This window comes from Rhodoflexus caldus, assembly GCF_021206925.1.
GTDB lineage: Bacteria > Bacteroidota > Bacteroidia > Cytophagales > Thermoflexibacteraceae > Rhodoflexus > Rhodoflexus caldus.
Window position 1 is genome coordinate 280,753 of the sequence record NZ_JAJPRF010000003.1, and the last position, 19,245, is coordinate 299,997.

Sequence of the window (19,245 nt, forward strand, 5' to 3'; positions counted from 1 at the left end):
TTCACCTTTTTATGTTTGTTTATTCGGCATAACAGCCACACCTTTTGAGGCATTTGAGACAATGGCAAATAATCAGGATAATAATCAGAAGAAACCCCCAATCATTCCAAGACCTACGCCGAAAAATAACTACCAAATATGGTTGCTTATTCTCATTATTGGTGTAGTCTCTTCTTTGTACTATTTCAACAGGGCAGTTCCTACTATCAGCATTACGCAAAAGCGATTTGAGCAAATGCTCGCTGCGGGCGATGTTAAGAATATCATCATCGTTAATAAACGCTTTGTAGAAGTGTATCTGACCGTTGAGGCACTCAACAAGCCCGAATACAGGGAAGAGTTCGCCCAACGCAGCCCTATGGCACTCATGCAAGGGCCTCATTACAAGTTCAACATCGCTTCCGATGAAAAATTTCTGAACGATTTGGACGAAATCCAAAAAGACATCCCGCGCGACAAGCGACTGGAATACTCCACCGATAACGACAGGCCGGATTTTACCAATCTGTTTTGGACATGGGGCTTCCTGTTTCTGCTCGTTTTCGGGTTTTACTTCCTCATGCGTCGTATGACAGGCGCAGGCCCCGGCGGACAGATTTTCAACATCGGCAAGTCGCGTGCAGCCCTGTTTGATGCGGAAAACAAAGTGAAAGTTACTTTCGCCGATGTAGCAGGTCTAGATGAAGCCAAACAGGAAGTAGAAGAAATTGTAGATTTTCTGAAAAACCCTGCCAAATACACCAACTTGGGAGGCAAAATACCCAAAGGGTGTTTGCTGGTAGGCCCTCCTGGAACAGGTAAAACCCTGCTTGCCAAAGCTGTGGCAGGAGAGGCAGGCGTTCCCTTCTTCAGCCTTTCCGGTTCCGACTTCGTAGAAATGTTTGTTGGTGTGGGTGCTGCCCGTGTACGCGACCTTTTCAAACAGGCCAAGGAAAAAGCCCCCTGCATAGTATTCATCGACGAAATAGACGCCATCGGTCGCTCGCGCGGCAAGGGTGCCATGCCGGGGGCTAACGATGAACGCGAAAATACCTTAAACTCGCTGCTGGTTGAAATGGACGGTTTCGGAACAGACTCCGGTGTTATCATTTTGGCTGCTACTAACCGCCCCGACGTATTGGACAGTGCATTGCTGCGCCCCGGTCGCTTCGACCGTCAAATCAGCGTGGACAAGCCCGACATCATTGGCCGCGAAGCTATTTTCCGCGTACACATGAAACCGTTGAAACTTGGGGAAGATGTGGATATCAAAAAACTTGCTGCGCAAACTCCGGGTTTTGCAGGTGCGGAAATTGCCAACGTTTGCAACGAAGCCGCTCTGATTGCTGCACGCCACGATAAGAAGAAAATTGAAATGAAAGACTTCCAAGATGCCATTGACCGCGTGATTGGAGGCTTGGAGAAGAAAAACAAAATCATTTCACCCGAAGAAAAGAAAATTGTTGCCTACCACGAAGCAGGGCACGCCATTGCCGGCTGGTTTTTGGAACATGCCGACCCGTTGGTAAAAGTAAGCATTGTGCCGCGTGGCGTAGCAGCACTGGGCTATGCGCAATACCTGCCCAAAGAACAGTTCCTCTACACAACCGAGCAACTGATTGACGAAATGTGTATGACGCTGGGCGGAAGAGCTGCGGAAGATGTAGTGTTCGGTAAAATTTCTACAGGAGCACTCAGCGACTTGGAACGCGTAACCAAAATGGCTTACAGCATGGTTTCCGTTTATGGCATGAACGATAAAATCGGGAATATATCGTTTTACGACTCTAAGCGCTCCGATTACATGTTTGAAAAGCCTTACTCCGAATCAACCGCAAAACTGATTGACGACGAGGTGAAAAAATTGGTGGATGGAGCGTATCAACGCACCAAAAACCTACTCATTAGTAAGCGCCACGAACTTGAAGTAATAGCCCAGGAACTCCTTTCCAAGGAAATTATTTTCCAGAATGACATTGAGCGGTTGATTGGCAAACGTCCTTTTGCACATCAAACAACCTACGAAGCCTATACGCAAAGCTCTCCACAAACGTCCGAATCTGCTACTACCGGCAGTGCAAATGTGGAAAGCGAAGTTTAATCGGATATACCTCGTCTGTTTACAGGTTAAAAAGGGAGCTTTATATGGCAGCTCCCTTTTTTGATGCTCATTGTTTTGCATATATTTGTCCGCTAAAATTTTGTATCACCTTAAATCTGCATTTCGCGTGAATAACAACTCTTTATCTCTTATACTCAATATCGTATTAGCTGTTGCAGTTGCATTTTTGTATTATCTGCATTTTTCCGGTAAAGAATCCGGCACTCATTCAACTCCTGTTGCAGGCGAAGGACAGGGTGGAGCCATGATAGCCTATATCAATACCGACTCATTGCTGAGCAACTACAAGTTTTTTGAAGACATGCAAAATGAGTTGGCAGAAAAAAAAGGCAAAGCCGAACGGCAGTTAATCTCACGTGGTCAGTCTTTGCAGCAGGAAGCCAGCAGCGTAGAGAAGCGTATTCAGGCAGGTTTGATGACCAACAACCAAATCAAAGAAGCTCAGCAAACACTGGGTCAGAAAGAGCAGGAACTGATTGCCTACCGTGAAACTATCATGGCAGGCCTGATGGAGGAAGAAAAAGTGCTGAATAACCGCCTGTACGACAGCTTGATGGCTTACCTGAAAGAATACAACAAGGATAAAAAATATCAGTATATCTTTGGTTATACCAAAGGCGGCGGTATTTTGCTGGCCAATGATAAATTAGATGTTACCAACGATATTCTGAAAGGCCTGAACGAACGTTATGCAAAATCGGCTAAACCGGTAGAAAGCAACAAAAAGTAATTCAATAGCTTACATCAAATAAGAACGCCTGCTTTGGTGCTATCCAAGCAGGCGTTCTTATTTCACACGGTAGTAGAAATCCGCAGATTTCTGTCAAATGGCAAATTGTTCACAGGCTTTGCGGGCGGCATCTTGCTCGGCTTTTTTCTTGCTGTAACCGTTGCCGCGTGAAACCTCTTCACCATCCAAAATTACCTGCACTTTGAACTGACGGTGTGAGCCGTGTGCACGCTCCGATAGCAATTCAAAACGCACTTGTTTATTATTGCGCTGTGCCCATTCTATCAGGCGGCTTTTGTAGTTGGTATCGGTTTCAACCACCTCGTCCATATCAAAATGGTTGCCCAATAATTTTTCTATGATAAACCGCCTACAAAAATGAAAGCCTTTGTCTAAAAATACAGCCCCTACGAATGCCTCCATCGCATCTCCGTACAAATATTTAAACGATTGCGGAGAGGATTTGCTGCGCTTGGCATCGTACACAACCAAGTTGTCAAGGCCGATTTTGCGGGCAAGCAAATTCAGAGATTCGCGGCTGACAATTCGCGAGCGAATTTCGGTGAGAAACCCCTCATCCCTATACGGATATTTTTTAAACAGATACTCGGCAACTACTGCCCCCAGTATGGCATCGCCTAAATACTCGAGGCGTTCGTTAGATTCGCGGTAGCCGTCGCGCATCTCCTTTGCCACCGAGCTGTGAATCAGGGCAAGTTTGTAGAGTTGCAGATTGGAGGGCTTATTGCCTGTAATCTGTTGAATGGCTTTCAACAGCACTTTATCTTCCGACGAGTAGGCCCTGAACCAGTTACTGATATGCCTTAAAAAACTACTCAAATGTATGCCTGATTATGCCTGATAACGTTTAAGAATCAGCGAACAGTTGTGCCCGCCAAATCCAAAGGTGTTGCTGAGTGCAACATCTACTTTGCGCGCCTGTGCCTGATTGAATGTGAAGTTCAGACGAGGGTCAAACTGTTCGTCATCTGTAAAATGGTTAATGGTTGGTGGAATGTTCTGGTGTTGAATGGCATAGATACACGCCAATGCTTCCACCGCACCGGCAGCCCCCAGCAGGTGGCCGGTCATAGATTTGGTAGAACTGATATTGAGTTTGTATGCATGTTCACCAAATACTTTTTGGATGGCCAGCGTTTCGCTAACGTCGCCCAATGGCGTAGAAGTGCCGTGAACGTTGATGTAGTCCACGTCTGTGGCGCTCAAACCCGCATCTTCCAGTGCATTGCGCATGACGGTTTCTGCGCCTAACCCTTCCGGATGCGGAGCGGTAATATGGTAGGCATCGGCCGTCATGCCGCCTCCTACAATTTCGGCATATATTTTTGCTCCGCGGTTGAGGGCGTGTTCAAGTTCTTCCAGAATGAGGCAAGCACCGCCTTCTCCCATCACAAAACCGTCGCGGTCTTTGTCAAATGGGCGGGAAGCAGTTTGCGGGGAGTCATTGCGTTCGGAAAGTGCTTTCATGGAATTAAAACCACCCATGCCGCACTCGTTGATAGCGGCTTCGGAGCCTCCCGTAACCATGATGTCAGCCTTATTCCAGCGGATATAGTTAAAAGCATCAACAATGGCGTTGGAGGCAGACGCACAAGCCGAAACCGTAGCAAAATTTGGCCCGCGCAGTCCGTATTTCATAGAAATATGCCCGGCGCATATGTCAATAATCATCCGAGTGATGAAGAACGGACTGAATCGGGGAGTGCCTTGATACTCCAAAAAATAAGTGCGTAATTCTTCCTGAATGGCGTTGATTCCTCCTATACCTGAACCCCAGATAACACCGGCGCGATAACGGTTTTCTTTTTCCATGTCTATACCGGCATCTGCCATTGCTTGGTCTGAAACAGCAGTGGCAAATTGCGCAAACAGGTCGTATTTGCGCACTTCCTTTTTATCGAGGTATAATAACGGGTCAAAACCTTTTACCTCGCAGGCAAATTTGGTTTTAAACTTTTCCGTATCGAATCGGGTGATGGGGGCAGCGCCGCTGATACCTTTGGCAAGGCCATCCCAATATTCGGCTACGGTATTACCAATAGGAGTAACAGCGCCAAGGCCGGTAACTACAACTCTTCTGGGTTTCATGGGTAGTGAATTTTTGGACAAAATTACGCTCCTGACTTAAAACGCACATGTACGATACAAAACAGGCAACAGGTCAGGGAAATTCAGCCCAAAACCTGTTGCCTATGACCAATACTTTGTTCGGTAGAGGTTATTTTTTTGTATTCTGCTCCAAATAGGCAATGGCTTGACCTACGGTAGCGATGTTTTCAGCTTGATCGTCGGGGATAGAAATGTTAAATTCTTTCTCAAATTCCATGATCAACTCTACGGTATCTAATGAGTCCGCACCCAAATCGTTAGTGAAGCTTGCTTCCGGCGTAACTTCTGACTCATCGACATTCAGCTTATCAACAATGATAGCTTTTACTTTTTGAGCAATTTCTGACATGTTAGTATCTGATTTAGAGAAAATCTGCGCAAATAAAGTTATTTTGATTGTTAAAGTCAAACAAAACACAAAGAATATGCTTGCATCTTTTTCGGGGGCAGTGTTGCAGAATAATTAGCGGGCTTGTTTTTAAATTTGTACAGAAGTTTTTCACTCACTTAACTCACAAACAAAATGGAAAAAATCCCGGGTGAACGCATTGAAAAGGCGTGCCGTGAAGCACATGCCAAGTTTCTCAAACTGGGTAAAGAACAGTATGAGGGTATCCTGAGCAAATTGGAATACCTGATTACCAGCTACAATGCCGATAAAAATCCTGTCGGTTTGTACGAGGTAGGGGCAGAGGCTTTAGAGATGCTCAAAGCAATCAAGGCCAAAAAGCCGAATGCCGTTGCCAAAAAATTGCTCGACGACTTGGAGGCCGCTTTGGCTGACAAGTAATTACTGACCAATTATTAAGGAAGAATGTGAATAATGAAAACATATGAAGGGCTGTTTGAGGCAGCCCTTCTCTTTTATGATTCAACAGGTTGCGGTATCGGGCGGTGCATAACGGTTCCGCACTTTTTGCAGGTGCAAAGCGCCTGTGAATCGTAAAACTTATTCATCAGTGGCGGCAATTGTTTTACAATATCGGTCAGTTCAAAATATTCTTCGTAGAGCAAATTGCCGCAGTTTTCGCAAAACCACAGAAACCCGTCTTTTTCTCCCGGGCGGCGGTAGCGCTCAATTACCAACCCGATTGTATTGGGCTTTCGCTGTGGGCAATGTGGTACACGCGCCGGCAGCAGAAAAATCTCCCCCTCGCGAATGGGGATATCTACCGGTTTGCCGTCTTCTATCACGCGCAGGTTCATATCGCCTTCTAATTGGTAAAAGAACTCCTCACTTTCGTTGTAGTGAAAATCTTTGCGGGCGTTTGGGCCGCCTACTACCATAACAATGTAGTCTTCATTGTCGGTAAAAACTTGCTGATTGCCCACAGGCGGTTTGAGCAGATGACGGTGCTCGTCTATCCATTGCTTGAGGTTGAAAGGTCTGGCAAGAGGCATAACACATGATTTTAATGGTGTGCAAAATACACTATCCTTTTATAAAAGAAAAGAAAATCCGTTAATTTTGGGCAAAACAGACTGTGTTGAAACAAGACGAGCCTCACAATCGCGAACTTTCGTATGCGCACACCCTGCTGAAGCATACCGACCACCCGTTCTTTTTGACGGGCAAGGCCGGTACAGGCAAATCTACTTTCCTGCGCGATTCGGTCAGGCACATCAATAAAGAGTTTGTAGTAGCTGCACCTACGGGTATTGCGGCCATGAATGTGGGCGGTATGACCCTCCACTCCTTATTCAAGTTGCCCACGCGCCCGCTGATGCCCGAAGACAAGGGCATTGTCAGGTTTCATGCCGACTCATGGCGCTACAAGGTGCTAAAGCGGATGCAAACCCTCATCATAGACGAGGTAAGCATGATTCGGGCGGATGTGATGGATGCGGTGGATGTGGCTTTGCGCCGAAATTTGGGCAACCCTTTGCCTTTTGGTGGCAAACAAGTGCTGCTCATTGGCGATTTGTTCCAGTTAGGCCCCGTTGTTTCTTCTGTTAAAAATGAAAGGGAACTGCTGGAGCGGTTTTACGATTCGCCGTATTTTTTTGATGCACAGGTTTTTCGCCGGATGGCATCTTCCGGTATGGGGCTTCCTGCCATTGAATTGCAGCAGGTCTATCGGCAGCGCGATATGACTTTTATCCGTTTGTTGGACAGAATCAGGCAGGGCACGGTAGAATGGGACGACCTCGCCGAGCTTAACCTCCGCTATATCGGCAACCACTCGCCACTGGAACCACAGCACTTTCAAATTACCTTGTGCGCAACCAATGCACAGGCAGACCAAATCAATGCGAGGATGCTTGCCCGCTTGTCGGGGCAGTCCTTTGAATATGTGGCGACCACCGAGGGGGAGTTTGAGCAGAAATTATACCCGACCGACCAGCCCTTGGTGCTTAAAGTAGGTGCGCAGGTAATGTTTATTCGCAACGATTCGGAAGGCAGATGGGTAAACGGCACCATTGGTGAGGTATATGCCGTGGACAAAGACGTAATTCAGGTAGTACTGGAAGACGGGGAAGTGCATGAGGTTACGCGCGTTACTTGGGAAAATATCCGCTACACCTACGACAAAGAAAAAGATTGTATTGCAGCCGAGGTGCTCGGTAGCTTTACGCAATACCCCTTGCGGCTGGCTTGGGCAGTTACCATTCATAAAAGTCAGGGGCTTACTTTTGACAATGTGAATATCAATTTGGGTACGGGGGCTTTTGCGGCAGGGCAGTTGTATGTAGCCCTTAGCCGCTGCCGCACACTGGAAGGCATTACCCTCAGTCAGAAAGTAAGAATGCGCGATGTGATTGTCAGCCCCGATGTGCAGCGGTTTGCGCAAACTTTCAATGACGTGCATACTATTGAGCAATTAATCGCCCAAAAAAACATCAAGCCCGAATAGTGCATGGTTCTTGCGCTGTAACTGTTGGGTTTTTCTATCCTGTCGTATGAAAAAATATTTGTATTGGCTGCTGTTGGTGCTGTTTGGTTACGGTCAGGCAGTGGCGCAAACTTTTATGCAATTTACTACCGAATTGCCCTCCGTTAAGGTCAATGCCTTACTCAACGATACACAAGGCAGGCTTTGGGTAGGTACAGATGCGGGGCTTGTTGTGCGCAATGCCGCCGGCGAATGGAAAAAGGTTTCACAGGAAGCAGCCCAATGGCTAACGACCATCAGCGCCATTCAGCAAGATGAACAAGGGCATTTTTGGATAGGCGTAAGTAAACCGGAAGTGCGACTGGTACATTTGGACGAACAAGGCAATTATATCCGCCATTTTGACGTACCTAATTTTCAAAATAAAAATCAGTACATCAACGGCATTGCCATTGACCGCGTCGGGCGCAAGTGGCTTGCCACGGAAAACGGCGGCGTATGGATGATTGATACCAACGGCAAATGGTTTTGCTACGATACTTCCACCGAAGAATATATGCCCAGCAATAAAATCAGGGCGATAGTGGTAGATGAGGAAGATATCAAATGGGTGGGCACCGACCAAGGACTCATCAGCACGATGGATGGCAAACAATGGACGCTGTATGATGTGATTGATGATGTGAACGCCTTGACAGCCGATGGCAAAGGCAACGTTTGCGTGAGCGTGGTGGAGCGCAATAAAAAACAGCGCCTGTATTGCAACAACGAAGTATTCAAAATTATGGGCAAACAGCAGCGCGACAATCTGTTCCGCATCAAAAGCCTGTTGATTGACCCGGAGGATAAAATTGTATGGGCTGCCGGAACAGGACTTGCCCGCTATGCCAAATCCGAAAAGATGCTGTTTGACTGGGACAATTCCGCTTTCAGCAGCAACGCCGCCACTTGTATGGCACTGGGCAGCGGCGAAAACGGGCGCGTATTGTGGATTGGAACTGCCGACCAAGGACTGTTTCAGTTGAGTTTTCCGCCGCAGGCAGTGGCTGCCGCTCAGCCGGAACCCGAACCAATTGTACCGAAGCCCGAGCCTGAACCGCAAAAAGTAGAAACTGCCCCCGTAGTATCGGCTAAGTTGCAGGAGGTTGCCGTACAGCCAACCATCAAAGCTCCCGAAATGAAGAAGGCAGAAGAGGTAAAAATCGTGGCAGAGCTACCCAAAGACGAGGACGAGGTTAAACCTGCCAAAACAGCAGAGCCGGTAGAGGAGAAAACCGTCGTATTGCAAAATCAAACCATTAAGAAAGGCGATTTGGTCAAGTTGCAAAATATCAACTTTGCCAAAGGCAGTTTTAAACTGACCGACTATCGCGGCGCAGACTTGGTTCTGAATTTTCTGCGCGACAACCCCGGCGTAAACATTGCACTTATCGGGCACTCTGATAAAAACCCCGACCCTTCGCATCCGGAATATGAAAAAATTAAAAAAGCACACTACGAATTATCGCTCAATCGGGTGCAAATGGTTGCCGATTATCTGATTGGCATGGGAATCGCCCCCGAAAGAATCACGCTGGAAGCCTACGGGGGCGAGAGACCATTGGTTAATAAAAGCTCCCCCGACAATATGCGGGTGGAGCTGAAAATTCTTTCTATAAAATAAAGCGGGTTGCCAAAAATTTAGATTTGTGTTCTTTCACAATCTCATTGATAATGTGCTTGTTTTCTTCGGTCAGTTTGGTGGCAACTAACGAGCGGATAGAGAAAGACCGCAGCGCATCGCTGACAGAGAGCGTTCCTTCGGCTGAGTCTTTTCTGCCCGTAAACGGAAAGGTATCGGGGCCGCGCTGGCACTGGCTGTTGATATTTACGCGGCATACCTGATTTACCAAGGGGTCTATCAGGTGCGCAATCTGGTCGGTATCGGTGCCAAAAATGCTTACCTGCTGCCCGTGGTCAGACTCTTCCAGATAGCGGATTGGTTCTTCCACATCATCAAAAGGAATTACCGGAATCACAGGGCCGAATTGTTCTTCGCGGTACAATTTCATAGCACTGTTTACGGGATACACAACGGCAGGATAGAAGAGCGATTTGAAATGCGTACCGCCGTTAGGGTTAATCACTCTTGCTCCGTGTGCAATGGCATCATCTATACATTCCTGCAAATAGGCAGGTTTATGCGGTTCGGGGAGCGGAGTAAGCGTTACACCTTCTACCCAAGGCATTCCCATTTTCAGTTTGCCTACCTCTTCGGAAAAACGCTCGAGGAAACGGTCGGCAATTTTCCGATGGACGAATATAACTTTAATAGCTGTGCAACGCTGCCCGTTGAACGATAAAGACCCCAGTATGCACTCTTTAACGGCAGACTCCAAGTCGGCATTTTCCAGTACGACCCCTGCATTTTTGGCATCCAACCCCAAAATGGCTTTCAGGCGGTTTACTTTCGGGTGCTGTTTTTTAAGCGAATCGGCTACGCGGCTCGAGCCAATCAGAGTCAGCACATTGATTTTGCCCGACTGCATTAAGGCCGGTACTACCGCATTGCCTCTGCCGTAAATTGTATTGACTACCCCTGGCGGAAAGGCTTCTTTAAATGCTTCCAGCAACGGAAAATGCAACAAAGTGCCGAATTTAGGCGGTTTGAAAAGTACGGCATTGCCCATAATGATGGCGGGCAACAACGTAGTAAAAGTTTCGTTCAGCGGATAGTTGAAAGGCCCCATGCAAAGCACCACGCCCAAGGGGGCGCGTCGTATCTGACCGACGATTCCTTGTTCAATAACAAATCGGGAGTTGGCGCGGTCGAGGTCTTTCAGAGCATCTATTGTATTGTAGATGTACTCTACGGTGCGGTCAAACTCTTTTACGGAGTCTGCATGTGATTTACCTATTTCCCACATCAGCAACTTAACCACCTCTGCTTTTCGGGCAATCATCAGGCGGGTAAAATGTTCTACGCATTGGATGCGCTCCTCTACCGACATGGTAGGCCAAAGTCCTCTGCCGTTGTTGTAGGCCGCACAGGCAGCTTCCAGCGCTTCCATGGCCTCTGTTTCACCTGTCAGCGGATAGCTGCCAATCAGTTGAGGCACCAACTCGCCGTCAGCCGTGCGAGTATGTACGGGCGAGTATACATCGTGCGTAGTGCCGTTCCATGGCTTCATTTGACCATTTACCAAAAAAGAACGTTGATGCAACGGTTCGATGCGGAACTGTTCGGGAATTTCTTCCGCATGGGGGAACAGCCTGCCAAGCTGTTCCACAAAGGGTTGAGTGTTCATAGTAAAAATTTATAATATGGCAAAAGCAGAACGTTTTAGTTGGCTATATTACAAAAAATAGGCGTTTCGTTGCAAACTTTTCAATGAAATAACTCAAATATCCCAACTGGGCGGTGCTTTGGGCGGAATCAGTTTTTGATTGATGGCACTCACTAACCTGACAGGGAAAGTAAACTTCATCGCCATTTCGTCAATGTAAGACAGGTCGGTGCAGGGCTTGCGCATGGAAAACCGAACAGGCGGGCAATTGTGCAGACCTATGTAAATTTTTCGCCCGATAAATGACATGTAAATGTCTGCCCCTGTCGCTGCCTGAAAGTCTAAGAGTTGTTCCCGTAAATCTTCCGTGATGGTTTGCTGGGCATAGCGGGTGTTTTCACAATAAACGGAAAATTCATTTTCAAATGCTTCATCGAACAACTTGGCGGCAGTACCTCTGAACATGCTGTGCCGTCTGATTTGTTTGCCAATCAGCCCTAATTTTTTTTGCAGGCGGTTGGGTACTATCACAATCGGCGGGTTGTAGTCGCCAAAAGCGCTGAAAACATAGAACATACCGTCAAACACGGCTATCTCCCCGACGGCATCACCTACGTAGGCCTCTATTTCCGAGTACAGGAAGGTGGATTCAAGCGTGCCGCCTTTAACGGCATTGGCACCACCAAAACTGGAAGGAAAATGTAAAAACAACTTACTGTCCTGAAAATACTTAAAAGCGACATGCCGCGCAGGTTCGAACATGGGCGGCAGCGGCAGCATTACGGGTACAAGCGATTTAAAGAGTTGGTCTTTTAATTCCAGTGCCAGCGCTTTGTCGGTAAAAAGTCTGTTGTACATCTGCGAGGCAACTATTGCTGCCAGTGCAGAGGAAATCACGATGTAATAAAATGGTTGTTTAAAAATGATGATAACGGACAAGTGCGTCGCCAGAAATACCACCAAAAAAATGAGCGTGTATTTGATGAACGCAAAAGCACGCTTGCGCCTTTCCTCCAACGGTTCGAGCAAAGGCACAATCGTACCGGCGCGGCTTAGAATGTCTTCTTGGGAAGGAATCAAAGTAATCCTGAAAATTTAAACAGCTCTCATACCGCCGTCAATGCGGTGCTCTGTTCCTGTGATGTAGCGGCTGTCATCACTAAGCAAAAACATGGCTAAGCGAGCAACTTCTTCTGCCGTTCCGTAGCGGCGCATGGGAATCGCATGTTCCAGCCGTTCTTTTCCTTTGGCTGCATCTTTGGGGCTGAGTGCCTGTTCCAGCATACGCACCATATCGGTTTCAATCGGGCCGGGGTGGATGGTGTTCACGCGCACACCATAGCGGGCTGCCTCTATGGCCGCTGATTTGGCAAGCCCGATAACAGCGTGCTTGCTTGCCGAATAGGCTGCGCCTTTGGGCATACCTGCCAAACCGGCTACCGAAGAAGTAATGACGATGCTGCCGCCTTGTTTCATGAGTGCCGGCATGGCAACCTGCATGGTGTAAAGTACGCCCATAAGGTTGATGTCTATTACCGAAGCAAAATCTTGCGCCGGATACTCCCAGAAATTGTATGAATGGCCGCCAATACCCGCGTTACAGAAAACGCCGTCTATTTTGCCGAAAGTTTCCAGCACTTCATCGGCAATTGCTTGAATCTCATCTTTTTGGGTAACGTTGGCTTTGGCGTAAAGTGCGTTATCGGTGCCGAGGCGGTGCATGGCATCTCTGAGGTTGTCGGCATTAATATCGGTGAGAGCTACCTGCGCGCCTTCTGCCAGAAGAAGTTCGGCAGTTGCCAAACCTATGCCGCGCGCCGCACCTGTAATAAGGATGGTTTTATTTTTCATTCGGTCCATGTCCGTGTCCTGTTTTTTTATGGAAATGAAAGATAGAACGGAATGGACAATTATAAGCTATTGCCCTCTGATTTTCTTTTTCAGTTCGGCAATTTTTTTGAGTTTGAGTTGTTTGAGGCGAAGTTCTTGCTCCTCTATCCAGCGTATTTCGTTGTACTTCCCGTCCGGATGTATGTCGCTGTAATATTGGTATTCAACACCAAAGTTGGCAAACTCGTCTTTGAGGGCATCTTCTATCAAAACAAAATTTTCAAATACGTTTCGTTTGAGTTCCGCGATATCGTTGCGTTCCTGCATTATCATGGCTTCTAATTGCGCCAGTTGCTTCATGTCCGACTCGCTGACGGTCTTTGCTTTGGCAAGACTTTTCGGAGAGGCGTAACCGACAAAAAGTGCCTCACCTTTGGCGCTGGCCGTTGGTTGGGCGGCCGTATTATCCAACTCACCAATAATAGATTCCTGTTCGGCAATCGATTGAATATAGAGTTCTTGCCGAATGCGTGCAATATTCTCTTTCTCCTTAGGGGTCATGGCCTTCCATGTTTTCCCTGTATATTTTACCCAAAGGGACGAGTCGTTAGGGTTAGCCTTGATTTTTTTCCATAAATCAGGCTTTTTGTAAGGGTCATCTTTGGTAAAATCAACCTGAGGTTGTGCATAAACGCTGCCAATTGCTGCCAAAAGAAGCAACAGAGAGAGCAACAGCAACTTTTTGTACAGGTTCATCACAAATTCAAAAGTTTAAAATGCAATCGTTTGGGGCAAGTGTTACAAATCGAGCTAAACTAATCAGACTCAAATTTATTACCAAACTTATAACGGTGATTATCAGGCAGGGAACAAATTTGAGAACGGCAGTTGAGTATCTGCTCTATTCTACGCTTAAAAACAGAAATGGGTGGCTAATTATTGTGTGAAAATGCCGATTTAGACAAATTTTTTTCGTCCCTACGTTGTTAAGGGTTTGTTTCTTATATGGTTCGTATAATTTTTTGCACTTTTCCTTGATGAGCTTTCAATCCGCAGCGGAACGGCGTATCTTGTAACCCTATTCAACTACCTGCTGTTCACTATTAGCTACTACGGCTATGCGAAAGATTTTCAACTGGTTCAATATCGGAGGTACGGTATTTATCTTCCTTGTGATATGGCTGCTGCAACAAATTGCCGTCAGTTTGGACTTTTTGAACGTATTTGAGGAAGTGCTCAACGATTACAGCGTTACAGACCTCGCCTTTTCCGACCTGAGAAACCCTCCGGAGGCCGATACAACCATAGTTGTAGTAAATATCGGCAATCTGAGCCGCGAGGGCATTGCCGAGGAACTTTCCATTATTAACCGCTATCAGCCACGGGTTGTAGGGATAGACGTAGAATTTACCAAAGCAAAAGAAGAACCTGTTGATTCTTTGTTGGAGGCTGTATTTGCACAAACAAAAAATTTGGTGCTTTGGAGCAAAGTAGAAGGCGGCCGACGGCAAGAAGATGGCACGGTTGTATGGGATACGCTTCGGAAAGTACTCCCCCGATTTGCACGCCATGCACACACGGGTTATACCAATGCGCTGACAGAGGGCGACAGCCAGTTTGAATCGTGGCGCGAGACCACTGCCGCCGAGAAAATAGCCGACGGCACTACCGAATACAGCTTTGCGACACAAATAGCAATGCTGTACGATTCGGCAAAGGCGCAAAAGTTCATCAATCGCCGCAACGAATATGAGATTATCAATTATCGGGGCAATGTTCCCGATAAGTTTCATGCACTGGACGTAAGCGATGTTTTTGAAGAAAATTTTACTCCCGATTTGCTGAAAGATAAAATCGTGATTATGTGCTACATGGGCGGTGAATATACCAATACAACATGGGATGCCGATAAATATTACACGCCCTTGAACAGCAAGCAAATCGGTCGCAACCCTCCCGATATGTACGGAGGGGTAGCCCATGCCAACATCGTATCTATGATTCTACACGAAAACTACATTGACGAAGCCCCCGAATGGTTGGCCTATGTGCTGGCCGTAGCCCTTTGTTTGCTTAATGTTGCTGCTTTTGCTGCCATTAACGAACACTCTTTCTGGGGGCTGTGGTACGATATTGTTTCCAAGCTCATTCAGTTGCTGGAAGTTGTTCTGTTGGTTTATATCTTATTGTTGGTGTTCATCAATTACAGCCTCAAACTGGATTTTACGGCTACCATTGCGGTAGTGCTGCTTTCCGGCGACATCTTCGAAATCTACAACGCATTGATTGGAAATATTTTTGCTGCTAAAAAAGCTGAATGATATCCTCAACTTTCCCGCACTAATTCCGTTAAATTTTTACAGCACAACTTTCAGATACATATGAACTATCGAAGTAGCATTAAGGCAGGTTTCTTTTTATTCTTCTTTTGCACATGCAGTGTGTTTGCGCAGGATTATGCGTTTAAAGTATTGGCCAGCAAGGGCAATAATACCATAGACGGGCAGACTGTTAAAGTAGGTGCAAAAATTTCCGATAACCAGACCATTAAAGTTTCGGAAGGTGCTTATTTAAGTCTGGCGCATCATTCGGGTAAAGCCATAGAAGTTGCCGCCGGTTCGTACAAGGCAAAAGACCTGAGCAGCAAAATCGGGCAGAATACTTCCATGACAAGTAAGTATGCCAAGTTTGTAGTGAATGAGCTTACGCAGGATGAACAATCAGTAGCTGCCGCACGCAACCGATTTCAGCACATGAATAAGACCGGTTCGGTAGAGCGCGATTTAAGCGTGTCATCGGTAAAAGTATGGTTGCCGCTTAACTCAATGATTATAGGAGAACAACTACTGCTTAAATGGTCTGATGCCAAAGCCGATGACCCAGCTACCGCCTATCAGGTGCAAATTTCCGATTTGAGCGACCAAGTTCTTTTCAGCAGCCAAACCAAAGAGCGGCAACTGTTAGTGAACTTGACAGCGGAGCAACTGGTCGGTCAGCCTCACTTCATTGTAAAAGTATTGCCGATAGATGCGGCTTCAGGCAAGTTGAAAATTGCGCCCGAGCAGATAGACGGTAGCATACTGATTAAACCCGAAGGCACTGCCTTGACGGAACTTTCCAAAGAACTGGCAGACATACGCAAAGAGTTTGGCAATACCTCCGCCATCGGTAAATTGGCCGAAGCTAATTTCTTTGAAGAAAAAGGATTGATTGCGGATGCAGTCGCTGCATATGAAACTGCCATTAAAATATCCGGCAATGCACCGCAGTATCAGGAACTCTACACGGCATTTTTGGTGCGCAATGCCTTTCAGGCCATTAATACGGCAAATTTGAATAAATAGCAACTATTTGAAAATCAATAACAAGGTGCATCCCCGCAAAAGGTGCACCTTATTTTTTTAAAAAAATTTCAAGGAAGGTATTGCATGATATTTTGCGGCATACTACTTTTGCATCACGATTAAGCCTTTGTAGCTCAGCTGGTAGAGCAACTGACTTGTAATCAGTAGGTCGGGGGTTCGAATCCCTCCGGGGGCTCTTAATCAACGAAACCTGTTTAGAAATAATTCTAAGCAGGTTTTTTGTTTTATTCGCCTCAACAACCAAAATAAACCCTGACGGCATGATATTCGGTCAGGGTTTTATTTTTCATGCGCTTATACGGAAGCGCGCAAGATTCTGCAAAAAATGTTTTGTGTAAATTATTGAAAAACAAGTATTTAAACCTGACAAGCCTACAAGGCCTGTCAGGTTTGCGTATATCTATACTAAGTGATGCGCCAGCAAATATTCAGCGATTTGCACGGCATTTGTTGCTGCTCCTTTGCGTAAATTATCAGCTACAATCCACATATTCAGCGTATTGGGCTGGCTTTCATCGCGGCGTATCCGACCTACGAAGGTGTCGTCTTTGCCGTGCGAAATAATCGGCATTGGATAAACATTGTTTTTGGGGTCATCCATTACGACTACACCCGGTGCATGGCTGAGGATTTGTCGTACTTCTTCCAAATCAAAATCATTGGCAAACTCAACATTGACCGATTCGGAGTGGCCGCCGATGGTAGGTACGCGCACGGTAGTAGCCGTTACGCGGATGCTGTCATCGCCCATAATTTTTTTGGTTTCATTGACCATTTTCATCTCCTCTTTGGTGTAGCCGTTATCCAGAAATACATCAATATGAGGCAGAATATTTAAATCTATCGGATGCGGATAGGCTTTGGGGCCGTCTATGCCGGCGCGCTCGTTCATCAATTGGTCAACGGCTTTCTTGCCGGTGCCTGTAACGGACTGGTAGGTGCTCACTACTACGCGCTTTACACCGTAGCGCTTGTGCAGCGGGTTGAGCACTACTACCATTTGAATGGTAGAGCAGTTGGGGTTAGCAATAATCTTATCGTCTTTGGTAAGCGTATGGGCGTTAATCTCAGGCACAATGAGCTTTTTGGAAGGATCCATACGCCAAGCAGAGGAATTATCAATCACGGTGATGCCTGCTTCGGCAAATCGGGGGGCATGTTGCAACGAAGTGCCGCCGCCTGCCGAAAAGATGGCAATTTGAGGGCGCATGGCAATGGCATCGTCCATGCTGCGAACGGTATATGCCTTACCCTTAAAAGTAACTTCGGAACCTACGGATTTTTCGGAAGCTACCGGGATGAGCTCATCTACCGGGAATTGGCGCTCTGCCAATACTTTTAGAATTTCGCCGCCAACCAGTCCGGTTGCGCCTACTACTGCAACTTTCATTCGTTTTACGATTTTTTTATTACTACGTGCGCAAGTTACTATACCCTTGTGAAAACCCGTAACTTAGCCGTAACTTTACACTGCTGCTAACAGGGTACTCTTATGGATAATCGCAAAAAAATATTGTTGCTAATGTCGGCTGTTTTTATGGGTGTGCTGGTTTATTTTACCATAGATATTATGTCGCGAACAACCCCGCCGTGGATGCGGAAGAAAAAACAGGCAGATTCGCTGCTTTCTCCGACAGTAACGGACTCTGTGATTGTTTTTGTTGATACGCTTTACGGGGAGTATAAAGTGCCGGCGGGGCAGGCACTTAGTCAGATTGCCGAACTGTTCCATTTTTCAATGGACTCCATTATGTTGGTCAATGGTCTTACTTCCGACCGGATTCGGGAGGGGCAAAAGTTAAAAGTGCGTATCCGCGCCCGCCATCAGATTAAAGCCGGCGAAGTAGCAGGCAAGGTTGCTATTCGCTATGGCATCAGCGAACAGGCGTTGCTGAAAGCCAACAACATAACCAATCCGGCCAGAGAATTCAGGGAAGGGCGCGTTATTCTTATTCCAAGACCTTAGCAGGTATGCCGCTGCTCGAGTTTTCGCCGAATGGCATCTACTGCCCGCAAGGGGATTTCTACATAGACCCGTGGAAACCCGTAAGAACGGCATTAATTACACATGCGCACTCCGACCATGCCCGATGGGGCAGCAGTTTTTATTTGGCACACAAACGCTCCGAAGCAGTATTGCGCCTGCGGCTGGGGCAGGATATTTCGCTGACAACCGTTGAATTTGGCCAAAAACTGACCAAAAACGGGGTGGAAGTATCTTTCCATCCGGCAGGGCATATCATAGGCTCTGCGCAGATTCGGGTGGCATATCGCGGAGAGGTTTGGGTAGTTTCAGGCGATTACAAAACCCGCGATGACGGCATTAGTGGCGCATTTGAGCCTGTGCGCTGCCACACCTTTATTACCGAATCTACTTTCGGCCTGCCTGTGTTTAAGTGGAAACCGCAGCAGGAAGTTTACGAAGCCATCAATCGGTGGTGGCAGCAAAACCGCAGCGAAGGTCGCGTAAGCGTGCTTTGCGGTTACGCTCTTGGCAAGGCACAGCGACTGATGCACGGGCTGGATGCTTCTATCGGGCGCATATATGCACATGGGGCGATTGCCAACACGAATGAGGTGCTGGAAAGTGCAGGGCTTAAACTGCCGCCATGGCAGCGCGTGGAAACTGTCGGCAACAAGAAGGATTTTGAAGGCAGTATTGTCATTGCGCCGCCTTCGGCTATTCATACGCCATGGATGCGTCGTTTTCAGCCTTACACCACGGCGGTAGCCTCCGGATGGATGCAACTGCGCGGCAATAAGCGCCGCGAAGCCATAGACCGCGGTTTTGTGCTTTCTGACCATGCCGACTGGGACGAGCTGCTCAGTGCAATAGAAGCCACCGGAGCCGAGCGGGTATTGGTTACGCACGGCTACACACACATTTTCAGCAGATACCTGCGCGAAGAAGGAATGGATGCGCAAGCTGTGGAAACCCTGTTTGAAGGGGAACAAATGACGGCAGAGGCAGAATAAACCCTTGTTGCAG

18 protein-coding genes and 1 tRNA gene are annotated in these 19,245 nt (G+C 47.1%); 10 read left to right on the forward strand and 9 right to left on the reverse strand.

Translation table 11 applies throughout. The features are described 5' to 3' along the window. Nucleotides 1–61: 61 nt before the first annotated feature. The gene (ftsH, locus tag NDK19_RS05515; RefSeq protein ID WP_250630852.1) at nt 62–2,080 is read left to right on the forward strand and encodes an ATP-dependent zinc metalloprotease FtsH; all 2,019 of its coding nucleotides are present in this window, start codon (nt 62–64) and stop codon (nt 2,078–2,080) included. 127 nt (nt 2,081–2,207) lie between these two features. Further along, a complete protein-coding gene (locus NDK19_RS05520) occupies nt 2,208–2,831 on the forward strand; it encodes an OmpH family outer membrane protein (protein WP_250630853.1) in 624 nt (207 codons plus the stop codon). 93 nt (nt 2,832–2,924) lie between these two features. Here the strand turns inward: NDK19_RS05520 and rnc are convergent, their stop codons facing one another. From rnc to NDK19_RS05535, 3 genes are all read right to left on the reverse strand, one after another. After that, the gene (gene rnc, locus NDK19_RS05525; RefSeq protein ID WP_250630854.1) at nt 2,925–3,671 is read right to left on the reverse strand and encodes a ribonuclease III; all 747 of its coding nucleotides are present in this window, start codon (nt 3,669–3,671) and stop codon (nt 2,925–2,927) included. A 12-nt stretch (nt 3,672–3,683) separates the two neighbouring features. Next, entirely contained in the window at nt 3,684–4,940 is a 1,257-nt protein-coding gene (gene fabF / locus NDK19_RS05530; protein ID WP_250630855.1) for a beta-ketoacyl-ACP synthase II, read from the reverse strand. Nucleotides 4,941–5,070: 130 nt separating this feature from the next. Next, a complete protein-coding gene (locus tag NDK19_RS05535; RefSeq protein ID WP_250630856.1) occupies nt 5,071–5,310 on the reverse strand; it encodes an acyl carrier protein in 240 nt (79 codons plus the stop codon). A gap of 174 nt (nt 5,311–5,484) precedes the next feature. On the opposite strand from NDK19_RS05535, the gene NDK19_RS05540 reads away from it, so the two are divergent. Next, the gene (locus NDK19_RS05540; RefSeq protein ID WP_250630857.1) at nt 5,485–5,751 is read left to right on the forward strand and encodes a hypothetical protein; all 267 of its coding nucleotides are present in this window, start codon (nt 5,485–5,487) and stop codon (nt 5,749–5,751) included. Between the two features lie 74 nt (nt 5,752–5,825). Here the strand turns inward: NDK19_RS05540 and NDK19_RS05545 are convergent, their stop codons facing one another. Further along, complete coding sequence (locus NDK19_RS05545) at nt 5,826–6,362, reverse strand: 3-hydroxyanthranilate 3,4-dioxygenase (protein ID WP_250630858.1); 537 nt, start codon at nt 6,360–6,362, stop codon at nt 5,826–5,828. 83 nt (nt 6,363–6,445) lie between these two features. Between NDK19_RS05545 and NDK19_RS05550 the strand changes: the two genes are divergently transcribed. Both NDK19_RS05550 and NDK19_RS05555 read left to right on the forward strand, forming a co-directional pair. After that, complete coding sequence (locus tag NDK19_RS05550) at nt 6,446–7,816, forward strand: ATP-dependent DNA helicase (RefSeq protein WP_250630859.1); 1,371 nt, start codon at nt 6,446–6,448, stop codon at nt 7,814–7,816. Nucleotides 7,817–7,862: 46 nt separating this feature from the next. After that, complete coding sequence (locus NDK19_RS05555; RefSeq protein ID WP_250630860.1) at nt 7,863–9,458, forward strand: two-component regulator propeller domain-containing protein; 1,596 nt, start codon at nt 7,863–7,865, stop codon at nt 9,456–9,458. Here NDK19_RS05555 and NDK19_RS05560 read toward each other — a convergent pair. From NDK19_RS05560 to NDK19_RS05575, 4 genes are all read right to left on the reverse strand, one after another. Further along, the gene (locus tag NDK19_RS05560; RefSeq protein WP_250630861.1) at nt 9,448–11,082 is read right to left on the reverse strand and encodes an NADP-dependent glyceraldehyde-3-phosphate dehydrogenase; all 1,635 of its coding nucleotides are present in this window, start codon (nt 11,080–11,082) and stop codon (nt 9,448–9,450) included. The genes NDK19_RS05555 and NDK19_RS05560 overlap by 11 nt on opposite strands. A gap of 93 nt (nt 11,083–11,175) precedes the next feature. Then, the gene (locus tag NDK19_RS05565) at nt 11,176–12,141 is read right to left on the reverse strand and encodes a DUF3137 domain-containing protein (RefSeq protein WP_250630862.1); all 966 of its coding nucleotides are present in this window, start codon (nt 12,139–12,141) and stop codon (nt 11,176–11,178) included. A gap of 15 nt (nt 12,142–12,156) precedes the next feature. Next, the gene (locus tag NDK19_RS05570) at nt 12,157–12,921 is read right to left on the reverse strand and encodes an SDR family NAD(P)-dependent oxidoreductase (protein WP_250630863.1); all 765 of its coding nucleotides are present in this window, start codon (nt 12,919–12,921) and stop codon (nt 12,157–12,159) included. 57 nt (nt 12,922–12,978) lie between these two features. Further along, nucleotides 12,979–13,647, reverse strand: coding sequence for a hypothetical protein (locus tag NDK19_RS05575; protein ID WP_250630864.1), 669 nt, complete (start codon nt 13,645–13,647; stop codon nt 12,979–12,981). Nucleotides 13,648–14,009: 362 nt separating this feature from the next. Between NDK19_RS05575 and NDK19_RS05580 the strand changes: the two genes are divergently transcribed. From NDK19_RS05580 to NDK19_RS05590, 3 genes are all read left to right on the forward strand, one after another. Continuing rightward, nucleotides 14,010–15,212, forward strand: coding sequence for a CHASE2 domain-containing protein (locus tag NDK19_RS05580; RefSeq protein WP_250630865.1), 1,203 nt, complete (start codon nt 14,010–14,012; stop codon nt 15,210–15,212). A 60-nt stretch (nt 15,213–15,272) separates the two neighbouring features. Beyond that, nucleotides 15,273–16,235 (forward strand): hypothetical protein, encoded by a 963-nt coding sequence (locus NDK19_RS05585; protein ID WP_250630866.1) that lies wholly within the window; start codon nt 15,273–15,275, stop codon nt 16,233–16,235. Between the two features lie 123 nt (nt 16,236–16,358). Then, nucleotides 16,359–16,431, forward strand: a tRNA-Thr gene (locus NDK19_RS05590). A 225-nt stretch (nt 16,432–16,656) separates the two neighbouring features. On the opposite strand, the gene NDK19_RS05595 is transcribed toward NDK19_RS05590, so the two are convergent. Continuing rightward, nucleotides 16,657–17,646 (reverse strand): aspartate-semialdehyde dehydrogenase, encoded by a 990-nt coding sequence (locus tag NDK19_RS05595; RefSeq protein ID WP_250630867.1) that lies wholly within the window; start codon nt 17,644–17,646, stop codon nt 16,657–16,659. A gap of 102 nt (nt 17,647–17,748) precedes the next feature. On the opposite strand from NDK19_RS05595, the gene NDK19_RS05600 reads away from it, so the two are divergent. After that, the gene (locus NDK19_RS05600) at nt 17,749–18,222 is read left to right on the forward strand and encodes a LysM peptidoglycan-binding domain-containing protein (RefSeq protein WP_250630868.1); all 474 of its coding nucleotides are present in this window, start codon (nt 17,749–17,751) and stop codon (nt 18,220–18,222) included. A gap of 5 nt (nt 18,223–18,227) precedes the next feature. Next, the gene (locus NDK19_RS05605; RefSeq protein ID WP_250630869.1) at nt 18,228–19,232 is read left to right on the forward strand and encodes a ligase-associated DNA damage response exonuclease; all 1,005 of its coding nucleotides are present in this window, start codon (nt 18,228–18,230) and stop codon (nt 19,230–19,232) included. Nucleotides 19,233–19,245 lie beyond the last annotated feature (13 nt).